Below are 16,983 nucleotides of genomic sequence, written 5' to 3' on the forward strand. Positions count from 1 at the left end.
AATTATTTACTAGCTGGAGCATTATCTTTAAATAATTTGTAATCCAAACTATCTATTAACGCCTTAAAAGATGCATCAATTATGTTAGGAGATACACCTATAGTGAACCAATTTTTACCCTTCGAGTCTGTACTTTCAATTGAAACTCTTGTTACAGCCTCTGTTCCTGTATTCAAAATTCTAACTTTATAGTCTACTAATTTTAAATCTTTTAAATATTTTGAATATTTTGAAATTTTATCAATATTATTTCTTATAGCATTATCAAGTGCATTAACTGGGCCATTACCCTCGCCTTCACAAACAATTGTTTCACCATCCACTTCTAATTGTGCTTTTGCAGAAGAAATAATTTCGCCAGATTTATTTTTCTTAACCCCAACATCATACTCGTTAATTGAAATATATCTTGGTATCTCACCCATTATTCTTCTTGCTAGTAATTCAAATGATGCATCGGCTCCATCATAACTATAACCGATAAACTCTCTATCTTTTACTTCGTCTAAAAGTTTCTTTATTTTTGGATTGTCTTCTTCAAAATCAACATTTAAACTTTTCAACCTTGAAACAATGTTGGATTTTCCTGATTGATCTGACACAACTATATTTCTTGAATTTCCGACTTCTTCAGGATCAATATGTTCGTAAGTTTTTGGATCTTTTTGTACAGCCGAAACATGCAATCCTCCTTTATGAGAAAAAGCTGCTGCACCAACATAAGGCAAATGTTTATTTGGTTTTCTATTTAAAATTTCATCTAACAATCTTGAGCATTGTGTTAAATTTTTAATATGATCTGATTTGATGTTCATTTCAAATTTATCAGAAAAATCTTTCTTCAAATAAAAAGTTGGTATCAATGACATTAAATTTGCATTACCACATCTTTCACCCAAGCCATTTATGGTACCTTGAACTTGTCTTACACCAGCCATAACAGCTGCTAAAGAATTTGATACAGCATTTCCTGTATCATTATGTGCATGAATACCCAAATTTTTTCCTGGAATAAATTTTGTTACTTCTAAGACAATGTCTGAAACTTCATGAGGTAAAGTTCCACCATTAGTATCACAAAGCACAATCCATCTTGCGCCTTTTTCATAAGCAGCCTTTAAACAAGAAATTGCATAATCTTTATTAGCTTTAAAACCATCAAAAAAATGTTCTGCATCAAACATAAATTCTTTTTTTTGTTCAACAAAATGTGATGCACTCTCACTTATGTTAGATAAGTTTTCATCATTAGTAATTCCTAATGCAACATCAACATGAAAATCCCAAGATTTTCCAACCAAACAAACTGCATTAGTATTTGAATTCATTAAAGCAGATAAACCTGGATCATTTTCTGCACTTCTTCCAGATCTCTTGGTCATACCAAAACAAGTTAGAACTGCATTTTTAAAGCTATGTTTTTTTTGAAAAAATTCTGTGTCTGTTGGATTTGCACCTGGCCATCCACCTTCAATATAATCAACACCAAGATTATCTAAAGAAGATGCAATTTTTTCTTTGTCATCTACTGAAAAATCTACACCTTGTGTTTGTGCACCATCTCTAAGTGTTGTATCAAAAATGTATAGTCTCTCTTTACTCATTTAAATTTCCAGATGGTTTTACCATCTTTGTCTTCTATTAAAACACCTTTGTCTAAAAGGTCATTTCTTATTTCATCAGCTTTTTGATAGTTTTTTTCAGCTCTTGCTTTATTTCTTTCATCAATTTTTTCCTCAATTTCTTTTTCAGATAAGGAAACATTTTTTTTCTTATAACTAACCCATTCCTCTTCTGTTTCAGTTAAAAAGCCTACAAATTTACAAGCAGAGATAAAAATTTTTTTATCATTATTTGTTCCATTTGCTGCTTTATCATAAAGTTTGTGAAGATTAGCAATATAACCTGGAGTATTTAGATCTTCATATAAAGGTGAAATTAATTCGTCTGCTAAATTAACTGTTTCAAATTTTTTATCATAAATTTTATACCATTTATCAAGTGTGTTTTGACAATCTTTTAAAAGTTTATCATTCCAATCCAAAGGTTGTTTGTAATGAGCGCTCATCAAGGCAAATCTAATTACCTGGCCACTGATGTTACCTTCTCTAAAATCTTTTATCTTTATAATGTTGCCTTGAGACTTTGCCATTTTTTCATTCGACATTGTAAGGAAAGCATTATGAACCCAATAATTTGCAAATGTTTTGGTACTATTAGCACATCTTGATTGTGCTATTTCATTTTCATGGTGAGGGAAAATTAAATCTATGCCTCCTCCATGAATATCAAATTCATCACCTAAAAATTTTTTTGACATTGCAGAACATTCTAAATGCCAACCAGGTCTTCCTCTTCCCCATGGAGAATCCCATCCTGGTTCATCATCATTTGAAGGTTTCCACAAAACAAAATCTTCAGAATTTTTCTTATTATCACTTACTTCAATTCTAGAACCTGCAATTAATTCATCTAATTTTTTATTTGAAAGTTTTCCATAATCTTCAAATTTTTTGACTTCAAAATATACATGATTTTCATTTTCATAAGCAAAACCTTTTGAGATTAATGTTTTTGTCATCTCAATCATTAAATCAATGTGTTCAGTTGCTTTTGGTTGATGATTAGGCTCTTCACATTTTAGAAAACTGCAATCTTTAGCAAAGCTCTTAATAATTTTATCTGTAAGTTCTTTTATTGAAACATTGTTTTCTTTTGCAAAATTAATAATTTTGTCATCTACATCAGTAATATTTCTTACATAATTTACTGATTTAAATTTATTTTTTAAAATTTTGTAAAGAATATCAAATATAACCAGTGGGCGAGCGTTACCTATATGAGGATCATTGTATACAGTGGGTCCACACACATACATTTTAACATTATTCTCATCCATTGGAACAAACTGTTCACGTTTATTGGATAAATTATTTGTTAAATAAATTTCTGCAGCCATAAAAATATGAATATACTTAAAATTATGATTTGTGAATCAAATTGATTAGTTTGGAATTTTACACACTGGTATTGGCTCCATTTTGTGTAAATTTTGACTACGAATTTTTTCGTATTTTTCTCTGTGAGGAGAATTTGGATTTACCATAGCATCCTCAAGCTCAGGATATTTAAAGCCTAATTGTCCTTCATCAGTTCTACCATCATCCCATAATCCATCAGTCGGATCAGCTTCTATAATCTCATTAAGTATACCTAGCTCTTTACCTAATTCCCAAACTTCTGTTTTGTTACAATCAGCAATTGGAGAAATATCAACTCCACCATCACCGTATTTTGTATAAAAACCCACTCCAAAATCCTCAACTTTATTTCCAGTTCCAACCACAATACCTTTATTTGCAGCAGCTACCTGATAAAGAGTTGTCATCCTTAATCTTGCTCTTGAATTTGCAAATCCATGTTCGTTATCAAAATTACTCAAACTTTTTGTAAAACTTTCAAATAAATTATCTAAATTAATTGTATGAGCTTCAACATTTGTAAACTTTTCTAATAACCATTTTTGATGTTTTAAACTTAAATCATGTTGGTTTGATTTTTGTTTAATTGGCATAGTAAGCACAATTGTTTTTAATCCTGTCAAAGCACTTAGAGTGCTTGAAACAGATGAGTCGATACCACCAGAAATTCCTATAACTAAAGATTCAGCTTTGGATGGCATATTTAGTGCATAATCTTTAATCCAATTAGAAATATATTTGGCTTTTTCTGCAACTTTCATAATTATTAGATAAACAGTCTATTGATTAAATTCAATATTCTAAGATGCCGCTTGGACTGCGTTTTTAGAATAACTGCTATTCTTTTTAATCTCATCTGAAATTAAAAAGGCTAATTCTAATGCTTGATTGCCATTTAATCTTGGATCACAGTGTGTGTGATATCTAGATGACAAATCTTCATCTGAAATTTTTTGTGCACCACCAGTACATTCAGTAACATTTTGACCAGTTAACTCAATGTGTAGACCGCCAGCATAGCTACCTTCACTTTGATGACATTCAAAAACATTTTTAACTTCTTTTAATACATCATTAAAAGGTCTAGTTTTGTATCCTGATGTTGCTTTAATTGTATTTCCATGACAAGGATCACAAGACCAAATTACATTTAAACCCTCTTTTTTAATTGCTCTAATTAATTTTGGTAAAAACTTAGAAACTTTATCATGACCAAATCTGGATATTAAAGTAATCTTACCTTTTTCATTTTGTGGATTAATTTTATTACATAAATTTATTAAATCCTGAGGTTCCAGAGTTGGACCACATTTTATTCCAATAGGGTTTTCAATTCCTCTACAAAATTCAACGTGCCCACCATCTAACTGTCTTGTTCTGTCCCCAATCCATACAAAGTGTGCAGAAGTGTCATGGTTTTCACCACTAGTAGAATCTGTTCTTGTCATTGCCTCTTCATAAGGTAAATGCAAACCTTCATGTGAAGTCCAAAAGTTAACTGTTTTTAATCTTCTATTAAAATCAGAATTAATTCCGCATGCATCCATAAAAGCTAATGCTTTTTCAATGCTATCTTCTAATTCTTTAAATTTTTTTGCTTCAGGAGTATTTTTTATAAATCCTAAATTCCAAGTGTGAACTTTTTTCAAATCAGCAAATCCGCCGTGTGAAAATGCTCTAATTAAATTTAAAGTTGCTGCAGCTTGTGAGTAAGCTTTAAATAATCTTTTTGGATCTGGTATTCTTGCTTTTTCATTAAACTCAATACCATTAATATTATCACCAAGGTAACTTGGTAATTCAACACCATCTTTTACTTCAACAGGCGAACTTCTTGGTTTGGAAAATTGTCCAGCAATTCTTCCAACTTTAACAACCGGTAAAGAAGCTGAATAAGTTAACACTAATGACATTTGTAAAATTAACTTAAATGTATCTCTTATGTTATCTGGATTAAATTCCGCAAAGCTCTCTGCGCAATCTCCACCTTGAAGAAGAAATGCTTTGCCATCAACTACGTCAGCTAATTGTGATTTTAAATGTCTAGTCTCACCCGCAAAAACTAAAGGAGGAAAAGATCTAATCTTATTTAGAACTTGATCCAACTCTGCCTGATCAGGATAATCAGGAATGTGTTTTACAGGGTAGTTTCTCCAGCTGTTTATTTTCCAATTGCTCATAATTTATACAACTAGAGAGTGTTGTAGCAGAGATTAGAATTTATTCAACTGTGACTGATTTTGCTAAATTTCTTGGTTTATCTATGTCGTAACCATTATTTAAAGCAGAATAATAAGCCAATTTTTGCAAAGGTATTGTTAATAAGAAAGGGAGTAGATCATCATCAGCACTTTCTACTTCAATTGTCTCCCAAATATTTTCGGGAATAACTTCATCTTTACTTTTGTTTGTAATCAATAAAACTTTAGCACCCCTTGCAATTACTTCCTGCATATTAGAAATCGTTTTTCTATAATAGTTATCTCTTGGAGCAAGTACAACAACTGGCATTCCCTCTTCAATTAAAGCTAAAGGACCATGTTTCATTTCACCTGCGGGATAACCTTCTGCATGAACATAGGATAATTCTTTTAACTTTAATGCACCTTCCAATGCTATTGGAAAAGAAAAACCTCTTCCAAGAAACATTGATCCTTTTGCTTCATTGAATGTTTTTGAAATAATTTGGATTTTGTTATCAAAATTTAAGGTTTCATTAATTAATTTTGGAAGTTTTTGAATACTATCAATTTTATCCTTATATATTTTTAAACTTAAAGTTTTATCTAAATATCCAATTTTTAAGGCAAATAAATAAAGAACCATTAATTGACCTAAGAAAGCTTTTGTTGAAGCAACACCAATTTCAAGGCCACAATGAATTGGTAAAACAAAATTTGAATCTCTAGCTATTGAGCTTTCTACAACATTAACAACTGAGCAAGTTTTTAAATCATTTTTGTTACATAATTCTAAAGCAGCATAAGTGTCTGCTGTTTCACCTGATTGAGATACAAAAATATATAATCCATCTTTTTTAAATCTATTTTTTCTATATCTAAACTCAGATGCAATATCTATATTCACGTCTAGAGATGTTAATTCTTCAAACCAGTATTTTGCCATTAAACAAGAATGGTAAGCGGTACCACAACCAATAAGAGTAACAGATGATATATCTTTTATATCCCAAGGAAAATTATAAATATTTATCTCTTTATTTGTTTTGTCGATGTATTCATTAATGCAATTTTTAATTGTTGTTGGTTGTTCTTCAATTTCTTTAGCCATGAAATGTTTGTAATCTCCTTTTACATAATTTTCTTCATTAGAAGAAAGTTCTAAAACTTTTTTATTAACTTTAATTCCTTTTTCATTAAAAAATTCTGTTTGATCTTTTTTAATTATACAAAACTCACCATCATCTAAATAAGTAATTTTATTTGTCATTGATTTTAAAGCATAAGAATCTGAGCCTAAGTAATTTTCATTTGGACCATATCCAACAGCTAATGGTGAGCCTCTTCTAGCTCCTACAATCAAATCAGGCTCATCTTTAAATATTATACCAAGAGCAAAACTACCAATAAGTTGTTTTAAAGTTTTAGTAATTGCATCAACAAGATTTAATTCTTTTAGGTTTTCTGAAATTAAATGAACTATTACTTCTGTATCAGTTTGAGATTTAAATTTATAACCTTTGTTTAATAAGTATTTTTTTAATAATGTTGAATTTTCAATAATTCCATTATGAACTACAGATACATTTTCTGATGAATGTGGGTGAGCATTAACAGTATTTGGAATTCCATGCGTTGCCCATCTAACATGACCAATCCCTACAACACCCTCTAAGTTTTTAAGAGAAACATTTTTTTCTAACTTATCAACTCTACCCTCAGTTTTAACTTCGTTAATAAATCCATTGGATAAAGTTGCAATTCCAGCAGAGTCGTAGCCTCTATACTCCAATTTTTTTAAAGAATTAATAATTGATGCTGAAACAGGTTTGTGACTAGTTATTCCAATAATTCCACACATTTATTTTTTCTTTCTTTTATAATTTTTTATTTCCAACTGATTTGCTCTTGTTAGTGCTAAAGAATTTTTATTTACTTTTTTAGTAATAACTGAACCAGCTCCAACAGTACTATTTTTTTCTATAGTAACTGGTGCTACTAAAGAAGAGTTAGAACCAATAAACACATTATCTTTAATTTTTGTTTTATTTTTGTTTACGCCATCATAATTACAAGTGATGGTTCCCGCACCTATATTTACTAATTTTCCAATATCACTATCACCGACATAAGATAAATGATTTATTTTCGAATTTTTACCAACGACACTTTTTTTAACTTCAACAAAGTTTCCTATTTTAGAACCTTCTTTTAATATTGTTTTGGGTCTTATTCTTGCATAGGGGCCTATTTCAACTTTATTCATAATATTGCAACCTTCTAAATGTGAAAAAGATTTAATGACTACATTGCTTCCAATTTTTACTTTAGATCCAAAAACTACATAAGGTTCAATAGTTACATTTTTTCCAATTTTGGTATCTTTTGAAAAAAAAACTGTCTCAGGTCCAATCATTTTTACTCCCTGATTTAAAAATTTTTTACGAATTTGATCTTGAATTTTTTGTAAATTTGATTGTTTCATGTTTCAAAATCTTTATATTCAGGTATTAATTATACTTAACTCACAAATTATTTCTTAAAATAACCTTTTTATGACTAAAAATTTTACAATTTTGTTTGATTTAGATGGGACATTGGTCGATACGGCACCAGATTTAATGTTAGCACACAATCATGTAATGAAAAAATTTGGCTATCCTACAAAATCAACTGAAGATATTAGAAATTTAGTTGGCAAAGGTGCTGGTGCATTAATTGGTAGATCTATTTGGGGTCAGGCAAAAAAAGAGTTTGGAAAAGTTCAGGATGATGAAATTAAAAAACAGATGGTTAAAGAATTTATTGATTTTTACGGAAAAAATATAATCAATCAAAGTACTTTAATTAATGGAGTTTTAGTTTTTTTAAAATGGTGCAAAGATAGAAATATATCAATGGCCGTTTGCACAAATAAGCAGGAACATTTAGCAATTGATCTTTTAAAAAAAATTAAAATTTATGATTTCTTTGAATATGTAGCAGGATCAAATACTTTTGATTATTGTAAGCCTGATCCAAGACATCTTACAAACATAATAGAAATTCTAGATGGAGATATTAAAAAATCTTTAATGATTGGTGATAGTGAAACAGATGCTAATGCAGCAAAGGCTGCTGACATGCCTGTAATTTTACTTGAAAATGGATACACGGAAAAAAACTCTGAAGAAATATATCATAATCACTTAATAAAAGACTTTATTGGTGTTGAAAAAATTGTCTCTAGATATCTTTGATATTGATAAATAATAAATTAGGTCTAAAAAACACTCATGCATTTTGTTGAAAAAGAGCCAAGTCAAAAAAGAAAAGATTTTTCAGATAAACTAAAAACAAATAAAATTTTACGAGTACCTGGAGCTTATAATCCACTTACTGCAAAATTAATTGAGGAAATTGGGTATGATGCAGTTTATGTATCGGGAGGAGTGATGGCTAATGATCTTGGTTTTCCAGACATAGGTTTAACAACATTGCAAGATGTAAGTACAAGATCTTACTTGATTTCAAGAGTTACTAATCTTCCAACCATTGTCGATATTGATACTGGCTTTAAGTCTTGTAAAGAGACAATAGAAACTTTTGAGGAATTTGGAATAACAGCTGTTCATCTAGAAGATCAAATTGAAAGGAAAAGATGCGGGCACCTTGATAATAAAGAACTGATCTCAACTGAGGCAATGGTTAAAAAAATTAAAGAATGTGTTGATGCTAAAAAAGATGATAATTTTAAGATTATTGCAAGATCAGATGCAAAAGGAGTTGAGGGTATCGATAAAATGATTGAAAGATGTAAAGCATATATTGATGCTGGAGCTGAAATTGTTTTTCCTGAAGCTTTACATGATGAGAAAGATTTTGAAAAAGTTAGAAAAGAACTTTCTTGTTATTTATTAGCAAATATGACCGAATTTGGTAAATCAAAATTATTTAATTACAAAGAGTTAGAAAATTTTGGTTATAATATTGTTATATATCCTGTCACAACCCAGCGTTTAGCAATGAAAAATGTGGAAGATGGTTTAAGAGACATTTATGCTAATGGACATCAAAATAATATTATTGATAAAATGCAAACTAGGAAAAGACTATACGAACTTGTTGAGTACGAAAAATATAACAGTTTAGACGAAAAAATTTATAACTTTAGTACGGAAGGACATGAATAATGACTGATGATATAAAAAAAGGACTATTAGGTATAGTTGTTGATGAAACAGAAGTTTCTAAAGTTATGCCTGAAATTAACTCTCTTACTTATAGAGGTTATGCGGCTCAAGATTTATGTCAATATTGCAGATTTGAAGAAGTAGCTTATTTAATTCTTAACAAAGACCTTCCAAATACTATTCAACTAAGAAAATTTGAAAAAGAAGAAAGAGGAAATAGAGATTTATCAAAAGATTTATATGAAATCATAAAACGTATGCCAAAAAAATCTCATCCTATGGATGTTGCAAGAACTGCTGTAAGTGTAATGGGTTTAGAAGATAAAGAAACTTCAGACTCTTCATCTGAAGCAAATATGAGAAAAGCATTAAGAATCTTTGCTAAAACACCGACCGCTTTAGCTGCTTTTTACAGAATAAGAAAAGGTAAAAAAATCATAAAACCTAAAAAAGATTTAACTTTTGCAGAAAACTTTTTCTACATGTGTTTTGGGAAAGTTCCTCAAAAAGAAATAGTAAAAGCATTTGATGTTTCTTTAATATTATATGCAGAACATAGCTTCAATGTTTCAACTTTTACTGCAAGAACAATTACATCAAGTTTATCTGATATTCATGGTGCAATCACAGGTGCGATCGCAAGTTTAAAAGGTCCTCTGCACGGTGGTGCTAATGAAGAAGTAATGCACATGATGAATAAAATTAAAAAACCTGAAAATGCATTAAAATGGATTAATAATGCACTAGCTAATAAAGATGTAGTAATGGGTTTTGGTCATAGAGTTTATAAAAGTGGAGATTCAAGAGTTCCAACGATGAGAGAATATTTCGGTAAAGTTGCTAAAATTAAAAAAGATAAAAAATTTGAAAAGATCTATGACATTGTAGAAAAAGTGATGATTGAAAAGAAAAATATTTATCCTAATGTAGATTACCCTACTGGACCTACATATCATTTAATGGGATTTGATACAGACTTCTTTACACCTATCTTTGTAATTTCAAGAATTACAGGTTGGTCTGCTCATATTATGGAACAACATGCAGCAAATAAACTAATTAGACCACTTGCAAGCTATAAAGGTAGTAAACATAGAAAAGTATTAGAACTTAATCAAAGATAGATTATTTTTTTTCAATCAAAGCAAATCGATGATTAAAAAGTGATTTGCAGCTTAGATTGTTATTGCTAACAAAATCATCAATTGCTTTTTTAACCCCAGGTGCATATGATAAATTATAATCATCACACAAAATACTTCCATTATTATCAATAACTTCTTTTGAATAATTTAAATCGTTTGTGACAGTGTTGTATTCATGTCCGCCATCTAAAAATACATAATCAACTTTTTTCATATCTATTTTTTTTAATATTTTATTCGAGTTACCTTGAATTAAATGAATATTTTCATTAAATTTTTTTAATAAATCTTCTACAGCTTCTTTGCTGTATGGATTAGTTCTTTTTATATATTTAAAATAAAAATACTTAAGAGGATTTGAAAATTGAGTTTTTGGAATTATTTCATTTTCGTTTTCTAGACTTTCTTCAAATAAATCAATACCAATATATTTAAAATCATCTCCGTGAATGTTACTTAGTAGTTCACATATATTTCTAGCTGTAACGCCATGAAATACTCCAATTTCTAAAAAAACTTTTGGTTTTTTTTTAGCGACTTCGTCTAAAAAAAATTCTCCAACGCCTTTTTGTTTAAGACTAGTTTTTCTGAAGTACTTCTTGTATTTCAAGTTAATTAACTAAATGCTTCAGCCCAAGTACCCTGTGTAGACGCTTTAGAATATTCAGTTGCACGACCTTCGAAGAAATTCATATGTTCTACTGCGTTCAACATAGTATCTAACCAACCTAAAGGATTTTTCTCAACTTTATAAATCGCCTCTAATCCAAGCTGATCAAGTCTTCTATTTGCAATAAATCTAATGTAATTTTTAACATCCTGTGCAGTTAATCCTTCCATTGGACCCATTTGAAAAGCTAAATCAATAAAAGCATCTTCATGATGAACAATAGTTCTGCATGCTTCATAAATCTCTTTTTTTAATTGGGGAGTCCACGTTTCAGGATTTTCCTTTATAAAATCTTTAAACAATCTAATCATTGAATTACAGTGAAGAGTTTCATCTCTCACCGACCAAGTAACAATCTGACCCATTCCTTTCATCTTGTTATGTCTCGGAAAATTTAAAAGAATAGCAAAACTTGCAAATAACTGAAGACCTTCAGTAAAAGCACTAAACACAGCTATTGTTTTTGCAATGTCATGATTTGATTTAACATCAAAACCTTGCATGTAATCATATTTATCTTTCATTTCTTTATATTTCATGAAAGCTGAATATTCAGATTCTGGCATACCAATTGTATCTAACAAGTGAGAGTAAGCAGCAATATGAACTGTTTCCATTGATGCAAAAGCTGACATCATCATTAAAACCTCAGTTGGTTTGAATACATTCATGTAATGTCTGATATAACAATTGCTTACTTCAACATCTGCTTGAGTAAAAAATCTGAAAATTTGTGTAAGAAGATTTTTTTCTGAAGCACTTAAATTTTTCTGCCAATCTCTCACATCATCACCCAGTGGCACTTCTTCAGGCAACCAGTGAATTCTTTGTTGTGTTAACCATGCGTCATAGCACCATGGATATCTAAAAGGTTTGTAAACTGGGTTTCCCACCAATAACCCATTATTATTTTTAGTTGTTTCTGTATTCTTAATATTTTCTGCTACTGACATGATAAACACTCCTCGTATTCCGGTTCATTATTTGTTGGTTTACTTTTATAAACGTTAGCAACAACATCTGTTGATTTTGTATCGTTAACGTTTTCTGCTCTTTGAATTGATTTTGATCTACAATAATAAAGGCTTTTTAAACCTTTCTTCCAGGCATCAAAATGTATTTTGTGAAGTTCTTTCTTATGTACATCGGCTGGTAAAAATAAATTTACTGATTGTGCCTGAGATATATAAGGAGTTCTGTCTCCACTTAATTCGATAATCCATTTTTGGTTTAACTCAAAAGCTGTTTTGAAAACATCTTTTTCTAAATCAGTTAAAAAATCTAAATGAGAAACAGATCCTTGATTGGTTGTTATACTTGACCAAGTTTCTTCATCATTTTTTCCATGACTTTCTAAAATTTCTTCTAGATATCTGTTTCTAACGTTAAATGATCCCGATAAAGTTTTATGAGTATAACTATTTGCAGCTATTGGTTCTACTCCAGGAGAAGCACCTCCACAAATAATGGAAATAGACGCTGTTGGGGCGATTGCTGTTTTATTTGAAAATCTTTCTTTAAAACCATACTCTGCAGCATCAGGACAAGCTCCTCTTTCTTCAGCTAAATCTTTTGAAGCTTGATTAACTTGGTCACTAATATTTTTAAATATTTTTTTATTCCAAGATTTTGCCATTACAGATTCTAGTGGAATTCTTTTTTGTTGTAAAAATGAATGAAAGCCCATTACACCTAATCCAACACTTCTCTCTCTTTCAGCAGAGTATTTTGCATCTTTAAATTGATCAGGTGCTTTTTCAATAAAGTCGCTTAAAACATTATCTAAAAATCTCATCACATCTGAAATCATATCTTTATCATCTTTCCATTCATCATATTTTTCTAAATTTAATGATGATAAACAACATACAGCAGTTCTATCATTTCCATCTTTGTCAATTCCAGTTGGTAAAGTAATCTCGCTACACAAGTTTGAAGTTTTAACTGTCAAGTTTGCTAACTTATGATGTTGTGGAATTTGCCTGTTAACTGTATCAATATAAATAATGTAAGGTTCCCCTGTTTCTATTCTTGCAGTTAATAATCTAATCCAAAGATTTCTTGCCGATATAGTTTGTTGTATTGTTCCATCAGCAGGACTTTTCAGTGCCCATTGGTCATCTGTTTCAACAGCTCTCATAAAAGCATCTGAAACAAGAACGCCGTGATGTAAGTTTAAAGCTTTTCTATTTGGATCACCACCTGTTGGTCTTCTCATTTCTATAAATTCTTCTATTTCTGGATGATCTATCGGTAAATAACATGCAGCCGAACCTCTTCTAAGAGAGCCCTGACTGATAGCCATTGTTAATGAGTCCATTACTTTAATAAAAGGGATAATTCCTGAAGTCTTTCCTACTCTTCCAATTTTTTCTCCAATGGATCTGAGGTTTCCCCAATAACTTCCGATACCACCACCCTTAGCAGCTAACCAAACGTTCTCACTCCATAAATCTAAAATTCCACCTAAACTATCTGAAGCTTCATTTAGAAAACATGAAATTGGTAAACCTCTTTTCGTACCACCGTTTGATAAAACAGGTGTCGCTGGCATAAACCAAAGATTACTAATGTAGTTATAAATTCTTTGAGCATGTAGATTATCATCTGCATATGTACTTGCTACTCTTGCAAATAAATCTTGAAAAGATTCATTGTGACCTAAATATCTATCCAATAAAGTTGCTTTACCAAAATCAGTTAAATTACTATCTCTTGAACGATCAATTTTAATAATAATTCCCTTATCATTCTGAAATAATTCAGTTTGATTGTTTAATGAGAAGAGATCAGGTCTTTTGGTTTCAGATGATTCCTTAATCTCTGGGGTATATTCAGAGACAGCTTTCTTGATTGCTAAAGACAATATTTTGTTCATAAATTCTTACTTTTTTTATTATTTTGGTTAAAACAACTATATGTTGTATGCACAAATCAGTAATACACTATATGCCTTTTAATACAACAGAACATATATAGAACAATGAAAAAAAAGATCAATAAAATTATTGAAAAAAATGTAAGTAATTAACAGATGAATCGCAATATAAAAATCGACCCTTATGGTTTCAGAGAATATGACGCACGATGGCTTTATGAAAAAGACATCAATAAAGAAGGAATCGTAAATCTAGGTAAAGGTTTAGGGACGCAAATTAAACAACACACAAAAAAAGAAAGTCCAAGAATTATTGTTGGGCATGATTATAGATCTTATAGCGAAGAAATTAAAACCGCTTTAAAGAAAGGTTTGTTATCTACTGGATGTAATGTTGAAGATGTAGGTTTGTCTTTATCACCAATGGTCTACTTTGCTCAATTTAATTTAAATTCAGATGCAGTTGCAATGGTGACTGCAAGTCATAATGAAAATGGATGGACAGGTGTAAAAATGGGAATTCAAAAAGGATTAACACATGCACCAGATGAAATGAAAGAATTGAAAGAAATTACTCTGAATGAAAAATTTCTAAATGGAAATGGAAATGAGAAACAAATTAAAGATTTTGATAAAATTTATAAACAAGATTTAATTGAAAAAAATAAAATAGAAAAAAAAATTAAAGCTGTTGTTGCATGTGGAAACGGTACGGCTGGAGTTTTTGCTCCTGATATTTTAAGAGGAATTGGCTGTGAAGTAATTGAGCTTGATTGTGAATTAGACTGGACATTTCCAAAATATAATCCAAACCCTGAAGATTTAGAAATGTTACATGCTATAGCAAAAGCGGTTAAAGATAATAATGCTGATATTGGATTTGGTTTTGATGGAGATGGAGACAGAGTTGGAGTAATTGATGATAAGGGTAATGAAATTTTTTCAGATAAAATAGGATTGCTGATTGCAAGAAATTTAGCTTTTAATCATAAAAATTCTAAATTTGTAGTTGATGTAAAATCAACTGGTCTTTATTCAACAGACAAGGTTTTAAAAGATAATAATTGTGAGACATTATATTGGAAAACGGGACATTCACATATCAAAAGAAAGGTTAACCACGAAAAAGCACTAGCTGGATTTGAAAAAAGTGGTCACTTCTTTTTTAATCAACCATTAGGATATGGATATGATGATGGTATCAATTCTGCAATTCAAGTTTGTCATTTATTAAACAATCAAGATAAAAAGATGAGTGAAATTATAAATGAATTACCTAAGACTTACCAAACACCTACTATGGCCCCTTTCTGCAAAGATGAGGAAAAATATAGTGTAGTTGAAGAATTGGTTAAAGAAGTTCAAAAAATAAAAGAAGACAAAAAACTTATTGATGGCCAGAACATAAGTGAAGTATTAACAGTTAATGGAGTTAGATTTTCTTTTTCAGATGGATCTTGGGGTTTAATAAGAGCATCATCAAATAAACCCTCGTTAGTTGTGGTAACTGAAAGCCCAACCTCTGATGAAAGAAAGAAAAAAATATTTGATTTTATTGATGCGTTGCTTCAAAAGACTGGCAAAATAGGTGAATACGATCAGAAAATTTAAAATCATAATTGTTGTTTATAATTATTAGATTCAACTAACAAGTGTTCACAAAACTGTAAAGAATCGTTTAAAAGATATCTTGTGAGGTGATGGAGGGAGACTGAAGTCACCTCTTTTTTTTTAAGAAAGCTTCTTTTATATTGTTTATATTAAGGTCTAATTCTCTTTTTTTATAATTTTTTGTTTTAGTAACCCAAACAGGTAGTGGCCAAGTTGTATCTGTTTTTTTTCTAGCAATTATGTGGATATGTAATTGAGGCACAATATTACCAATTTTTTCAACATTTAATCGAGATGTCTTAAAAACTTTTTTCATAATATTACTACAATAAACAATCTCTTCCATTAGTTGATTACGATCATTTTTTTTAAGATCTGTAATATCAGTTACACCTTTTCGTTTTGGAATTAAGATAATCCAAGGAAAATTAGAATTATCAATCATTCTGATTGAACAAAGTTTTAAATCGAAAATATAATGTGAAGATTTAATAAAATTTATATTTACTTTGTTCACCATTTTATAATTTAAAATATTCGTATAAAAATTTTGATGCAATCAGTAGTAAAAAAATGCCAAAAAATTTACTGATTTTATTTTTATCAATTTTATGAACAGTTTTGGCCCCTATTCTTGCCATTAAAGTTGTAATTGGAATAAAGATTAAAAAAGCTGGTATATTCAGAAATCCAATGCTTAATGGTAGTTTGGTATTTAAATAACTTCCAGAAATTAAATATCCTCCTGCCCCAAATAAAGCTATCAAGAATCCTATTGCTGCAGCACTACCAATTGCTTTGTTTATTGGATATCCAAAAAATTTTAGAACTGGTACATTCATAATTGCACCTCCTATTCCCATTGTTGCTGAAATGAAGCCAATTATAAAACCAAATACAATTTTTATACTTAACTGAATTTCTTTGATTACACTGTGTTCTTTTTCTTTAAGAAGAAGTAAATAAAAACTTAAAAAAAATATGATTAGCGAAAATAATAACACTAAACCTTTCGTTTTGAGAGATGCAGCAAATATGGCTCCACCTATAACACCTAATACAACAAAAAGGCCATAACTTTTAACTAAAACAAAATCCACTGCATTAAATTTGTGATGAGTCATTATGGAAACTAGGGATGTTGGAATAATAATTGCAAAAGAAGTGCCAATAGCTAAGTGCATAACATATTGTTGATCAACACCTAATTCATTAAAAATATAATAAAGGAAAGGAACTGTGATTAATCCTCCACCTATTCCAAATAAGCCTGCCACAAAGCCAACGGGTACTGCAGTCAAAGCCATTAATAAAATTACATAAATATATTCGTATGAAATTATAGA

At 30.0% G+C, this 16,983-nt stretch carries 15 protein-coding genes; 4 read left to right on the top strand and 11 right to left on the bottom strand.

Features of this window, described 5'->3' with window-relative positions; all coding sequences use genetic code 11:
* Positions 1-2: 2 nt before the first annotated feature.
* The 6 genes from cimA to ACTT9U_RS05485 are packed head-to-tail and all read right to left on the bottom strand — an operon-like array spanning position 3 to position 7,646.
* Entirely contained in the window at positions 3-1,604 is a 1,602-nt protein-coding gene (gene cimA, locus ACTT9U_RS05460) for a citramalate synthase (RefSeq protein ID WP_440932157.1), read from the bottom strand.
* A complete protein-coding gene (gene cysS / locus ACTT9U_RS05465) occupies positions 1,601-2,959 on the bottom strand; it encodes a cysteine--tRNA ligase (RefSeq protein WP_440932158.1) in 1,359 nt (452 codons plus the stop codon). The genes cimA and cysS overlap by 4 nt, the downstream gene beginning before the upstream one ends.
* Positions 2,960-3,004: 45 nt before the next feature.
* Positions 3,005-3,742, bottom strand: coding sequence for an NAD(+) synthase (gene nadE, locus ACTT9U_RS05470; protein WP_440932159.1), 738 nt, complete (start codon positions 3,740-3,742; stop codon positions 3,005-3,007).
* Positions 3,743-3,781: 39 nt separating this feature from the next.
* Positions 3,782-5,161, bottom strand: coding sequence for a class II 3-deoxy-7-phosphoheptulonate synthase (locus tag ACTT9U_RS05475; RefSeq protein ID WP_440932160.1), 1,380 nt, complete (start codon positions 5,159-5,161; stop codon positions 3,782-3,784).
* A 40-nt stretch (positions 5,162-5,201) separates the two neighbouring features.
* Positions 5,202-7,022, bottom strand: coding sequence for a glutamine--fructose-6-phosphate transaminase (isomerizing) (gene glmS / locus ACTT9U_RS05480; protein WP_440932161.1), 1,821 nt, complete (start codon positions 7,020-7,022; stop codon positions 5,202-5,204).
* Positions 7,023-7,646, bottom strand: a complete 624-nt coding sequence (locus tag ACTT9U_RS05485) for a DapH/DapD/GlmU-related protein (protein ID WP_440932162.1) — start codon at positions 7,644-7,646, stop codon at positions 7,023-7,025.
* Positions 7,647-7,716: 70 nt separating this feature from the next.
* Here ACTT9U_RS05485 and ACTT9U_RS05490 point away from each other — a divergent pair, with 70 nt between their 5' ends.
* The 3 genes from ACTT9U_RS05490 to ACTT9U_RS05500 are packed head-to-tail and all read left to right on the top strand — an operon-like array spanning position 7,717 to position 10,457.
* The gene (locus tag ACTT9U_RS05490) at positions 7,717-8,400 is read left to right on the top strand and encodes an HAD-IA family hydrolase (RefSeq protein WP_440932163.1); all 684 of its coding nucleotides are present in this window, start codon (positions 7,717-7,719) and stop codon (positions 8,398-8,400) included.
* A 36-nt stretch (positions 8,401-8,436) separates the two neighbouring features.
* Positions 8,437-9,333 (top strand): methylisocitrate lyase, encoded by an 897-nt coding sequence (prpB, locus tag ACTT9U_RS05495; RefSeq protein ID WP_440932164.1) that lies wholly within the window; start codon positions 8,437-8,439, stop codon positions 9,331-9,333.
* On the top strand, positions 9,333-10,457 hold the full coding sequence (locus ACTT9U_RS05500) for a bifunctional 2-methylcitrate synthase/citrate synthase (protein ID WP_440932165.1): 1,125 nt from the start codon (positions 9,333-9,335) through the stop codon (positions 10,455-10,457). Before prpB ends, ACTT9U_RS05500 begins: the two co-directional genes overlap by 1 nt.
* A gap of 1 nt (position 10,458) precedes the next feature.
* Here ACTT9U_RS05500 and ACTT9U_RS05505 read toward each other — a convergent pair whose 3' ends face one another.
* From ACTT9U_RS05505 to ACTT9U_RS05515, 3 genes are read right to left on the bottom strand one after another with little or no spacing between them, the layout of a single operon-like run.
* Entirely contained in the window at positions 10,459-11,088 is a 630-nt protein-coding gene (locus ACTT9U_RS05505; protein WP_440932166.1) for a class I SAM-dependent methyltransferase, read from the bottom strand.
* A gap of 5 nt (positions 11,089-11,093) precedes the next feature.
* Entirely contained in the window at positions 11,094-12,101 is a 1,008-nt protein-coding gene (locus ACTT9U_RS05510) for a ribonucleotide-diphosphate reductase subunit beta (protein ID WP_440932167.1), read from the bottom strand.
* The gene (locus ACTT9U_RS05515; RefSeq protein WP_440932168.1) at positions 12,092-14,026 is read right to left on the bottom strand and encodes a ribonucleoside-diphosphate reductase subunit alpha; all 1,935 of its coding nucleotides are present in this window, start codon (positions 14,024-14,026) and stop codon (positions 12,092-12,094) included. The genes ACTT9U_RS05510 and ACTT9U_RS05515 overlap by 10 nt, the downstream gene beginning before the upstream one ends.
* Positions 14,027-14,182: 156 nt before the next feature.
* Between ACTT9U_RS05515 and ACTT9U_RS05520 the strand changes: the two genes are divergently transcribed.
* Positions 14,183-15,637: a phosphomannomutase/phosphoglucomutase gene (locus ACTT9U_RS05520; protein WP_440932169.1), complete on the top strand. Its 1,455-nt coding sequence runs from the start codon at positions 14,183-14,185 to the stop codon at positions 15,635-15,637.
* 106 nt (positions 15,638-15,743) lie between these two features.
* Here the strand turns inward: ACTT9U_RS05520 and ACTT9U_RS05525 are convergent, their stop codons facing one another.
* Together ACTT9U_RS05525 and ACTT9U_RS05530 are read right to left on the bottom strand one after the other, a co-directional pair.
* Positions 15,744-16,157, bottom strand: coding sequence for an HIT domain-containing protein (locus ACTT9U_RS05525; protein ID WP_440932170.1), 414 nt, complete (start codon positions 16,155-16,157; stop codon positions 15,744-15,746).
* Between the two features lies 1 nt (position 16,158).
* Positions 16,159-16,944, bottom strand: a complete 786-nt coding sequence (locus ACTT9U_RS05530; RefSeq protein ID WP_440932171.1) for a sulfite exporter TauE/SafE family protein — start codon at positions 16,942-16,944, stop codon at positions 16,159-16,161.
* Positions 16,945-16,983: the final 39 nt, after the last annotated feature.

Source organism: Candidatus Pelagibacter sp. (assembly GCF_052049975.1).
Taxonomy (GTDB): Bacteria; Pseudomonadota; Alphaproteobacteria; order Pelagibacterales; family Pelagibacteraceae; genus Pelagibacter.

Coding starts and splice junctions, on each gene's coding strand:
- cimA (WP_440932157.1), bottom strand. CDS start 1,604: ATGAGTAAAGAGAGACTATACATTTTTGATACAACACTTAGAGATGGT.
- cysS (WP_440932158.1), bottom strand. CDS start 2,959: ATGGCTGCAGAAATTTATTTAACAAATAATTTATCCAATAAACGTGAA.
- nadE (WP_440932159.1), bottom strand. CDS start 3,742: ATGAAAGTTGCAGAAAAAGCCAAATATATTTCTAATTGGATTAAAGAT.
- ACTT9U_RS05475 (WP_440932160.1), bottom strand. CDS start 5,161: ATGAGCAATTGGAAAATAAACAGCTGGAGAAACTACCCTGTAAAACAC.
- glmS (WP_440932161.1), bottom strand. CDS start 7,022: ATGTGTGGAATTATTGGAATAACTAGTCACAAACCTGTTTCAGCATCA.
- ACTT9U_RS05485 (WP_440932162.1), bottom strand. CDS start 7,646: ATGAAACAATCAAATTTACAAAAAATTCAAGATCAAATTCGTAAAAAA.
- ACTT9U_RS05490 (WP_440932163.1), top strand. CDS start 7,717: ATGACTAAAAATTTTACAATTTTGTTTGATTTAGATGGGACATTGGTC.
- prpB (WP_440932164.1), top strand. CDS start 8,437: ATGCATTTTGTTGAAAAAGAGCCAAGTCAAAAAAGAAAAGATTTTTCA.
- ACTT9U_RS05500 (WP_440932165.1), top strand. CDS start 9,333: ATGACTGATGATATAAAAAAAGGACTATTAGGTATAGTTGTTGATGAA.
- ACTT9U_RS05510 (WP_440932167.1), bottom strand. CDS start 12,101: ATGTCAGTAGCAGAAAATATTAAGAATACAGAAACAACTAAAAATAAT.
- ACTT9U_RS05515 (WP_440932168.1), bottom strand. CDS start 14,026: ATGAACAAAATATTGTCTTTAGCAATCAAGAAAGCTGTCTCTGAATAT.
- ACTT9U_RS05520 (WP_440932169.1), top strand. CDS start 14,183: ATGAATCGCAATATAAAAATCGACCCTTATGGTTTCAGAGAATATGAC.
- ACTT9U_RS05525 (WP_440932170.1), bottom strand. CDS start 16,157: ATGGTGAACAAAGTAAATATAAATTTTATTAAATCTTCACATTATATT.
- ACTT9U_RS05530 (WP_440932171.1), bottom strand. CDS start 16,944: ATGGCTTTGACTGCAGTACCCGTTGGCTTTGTGGCAGGCTTATTTGGA.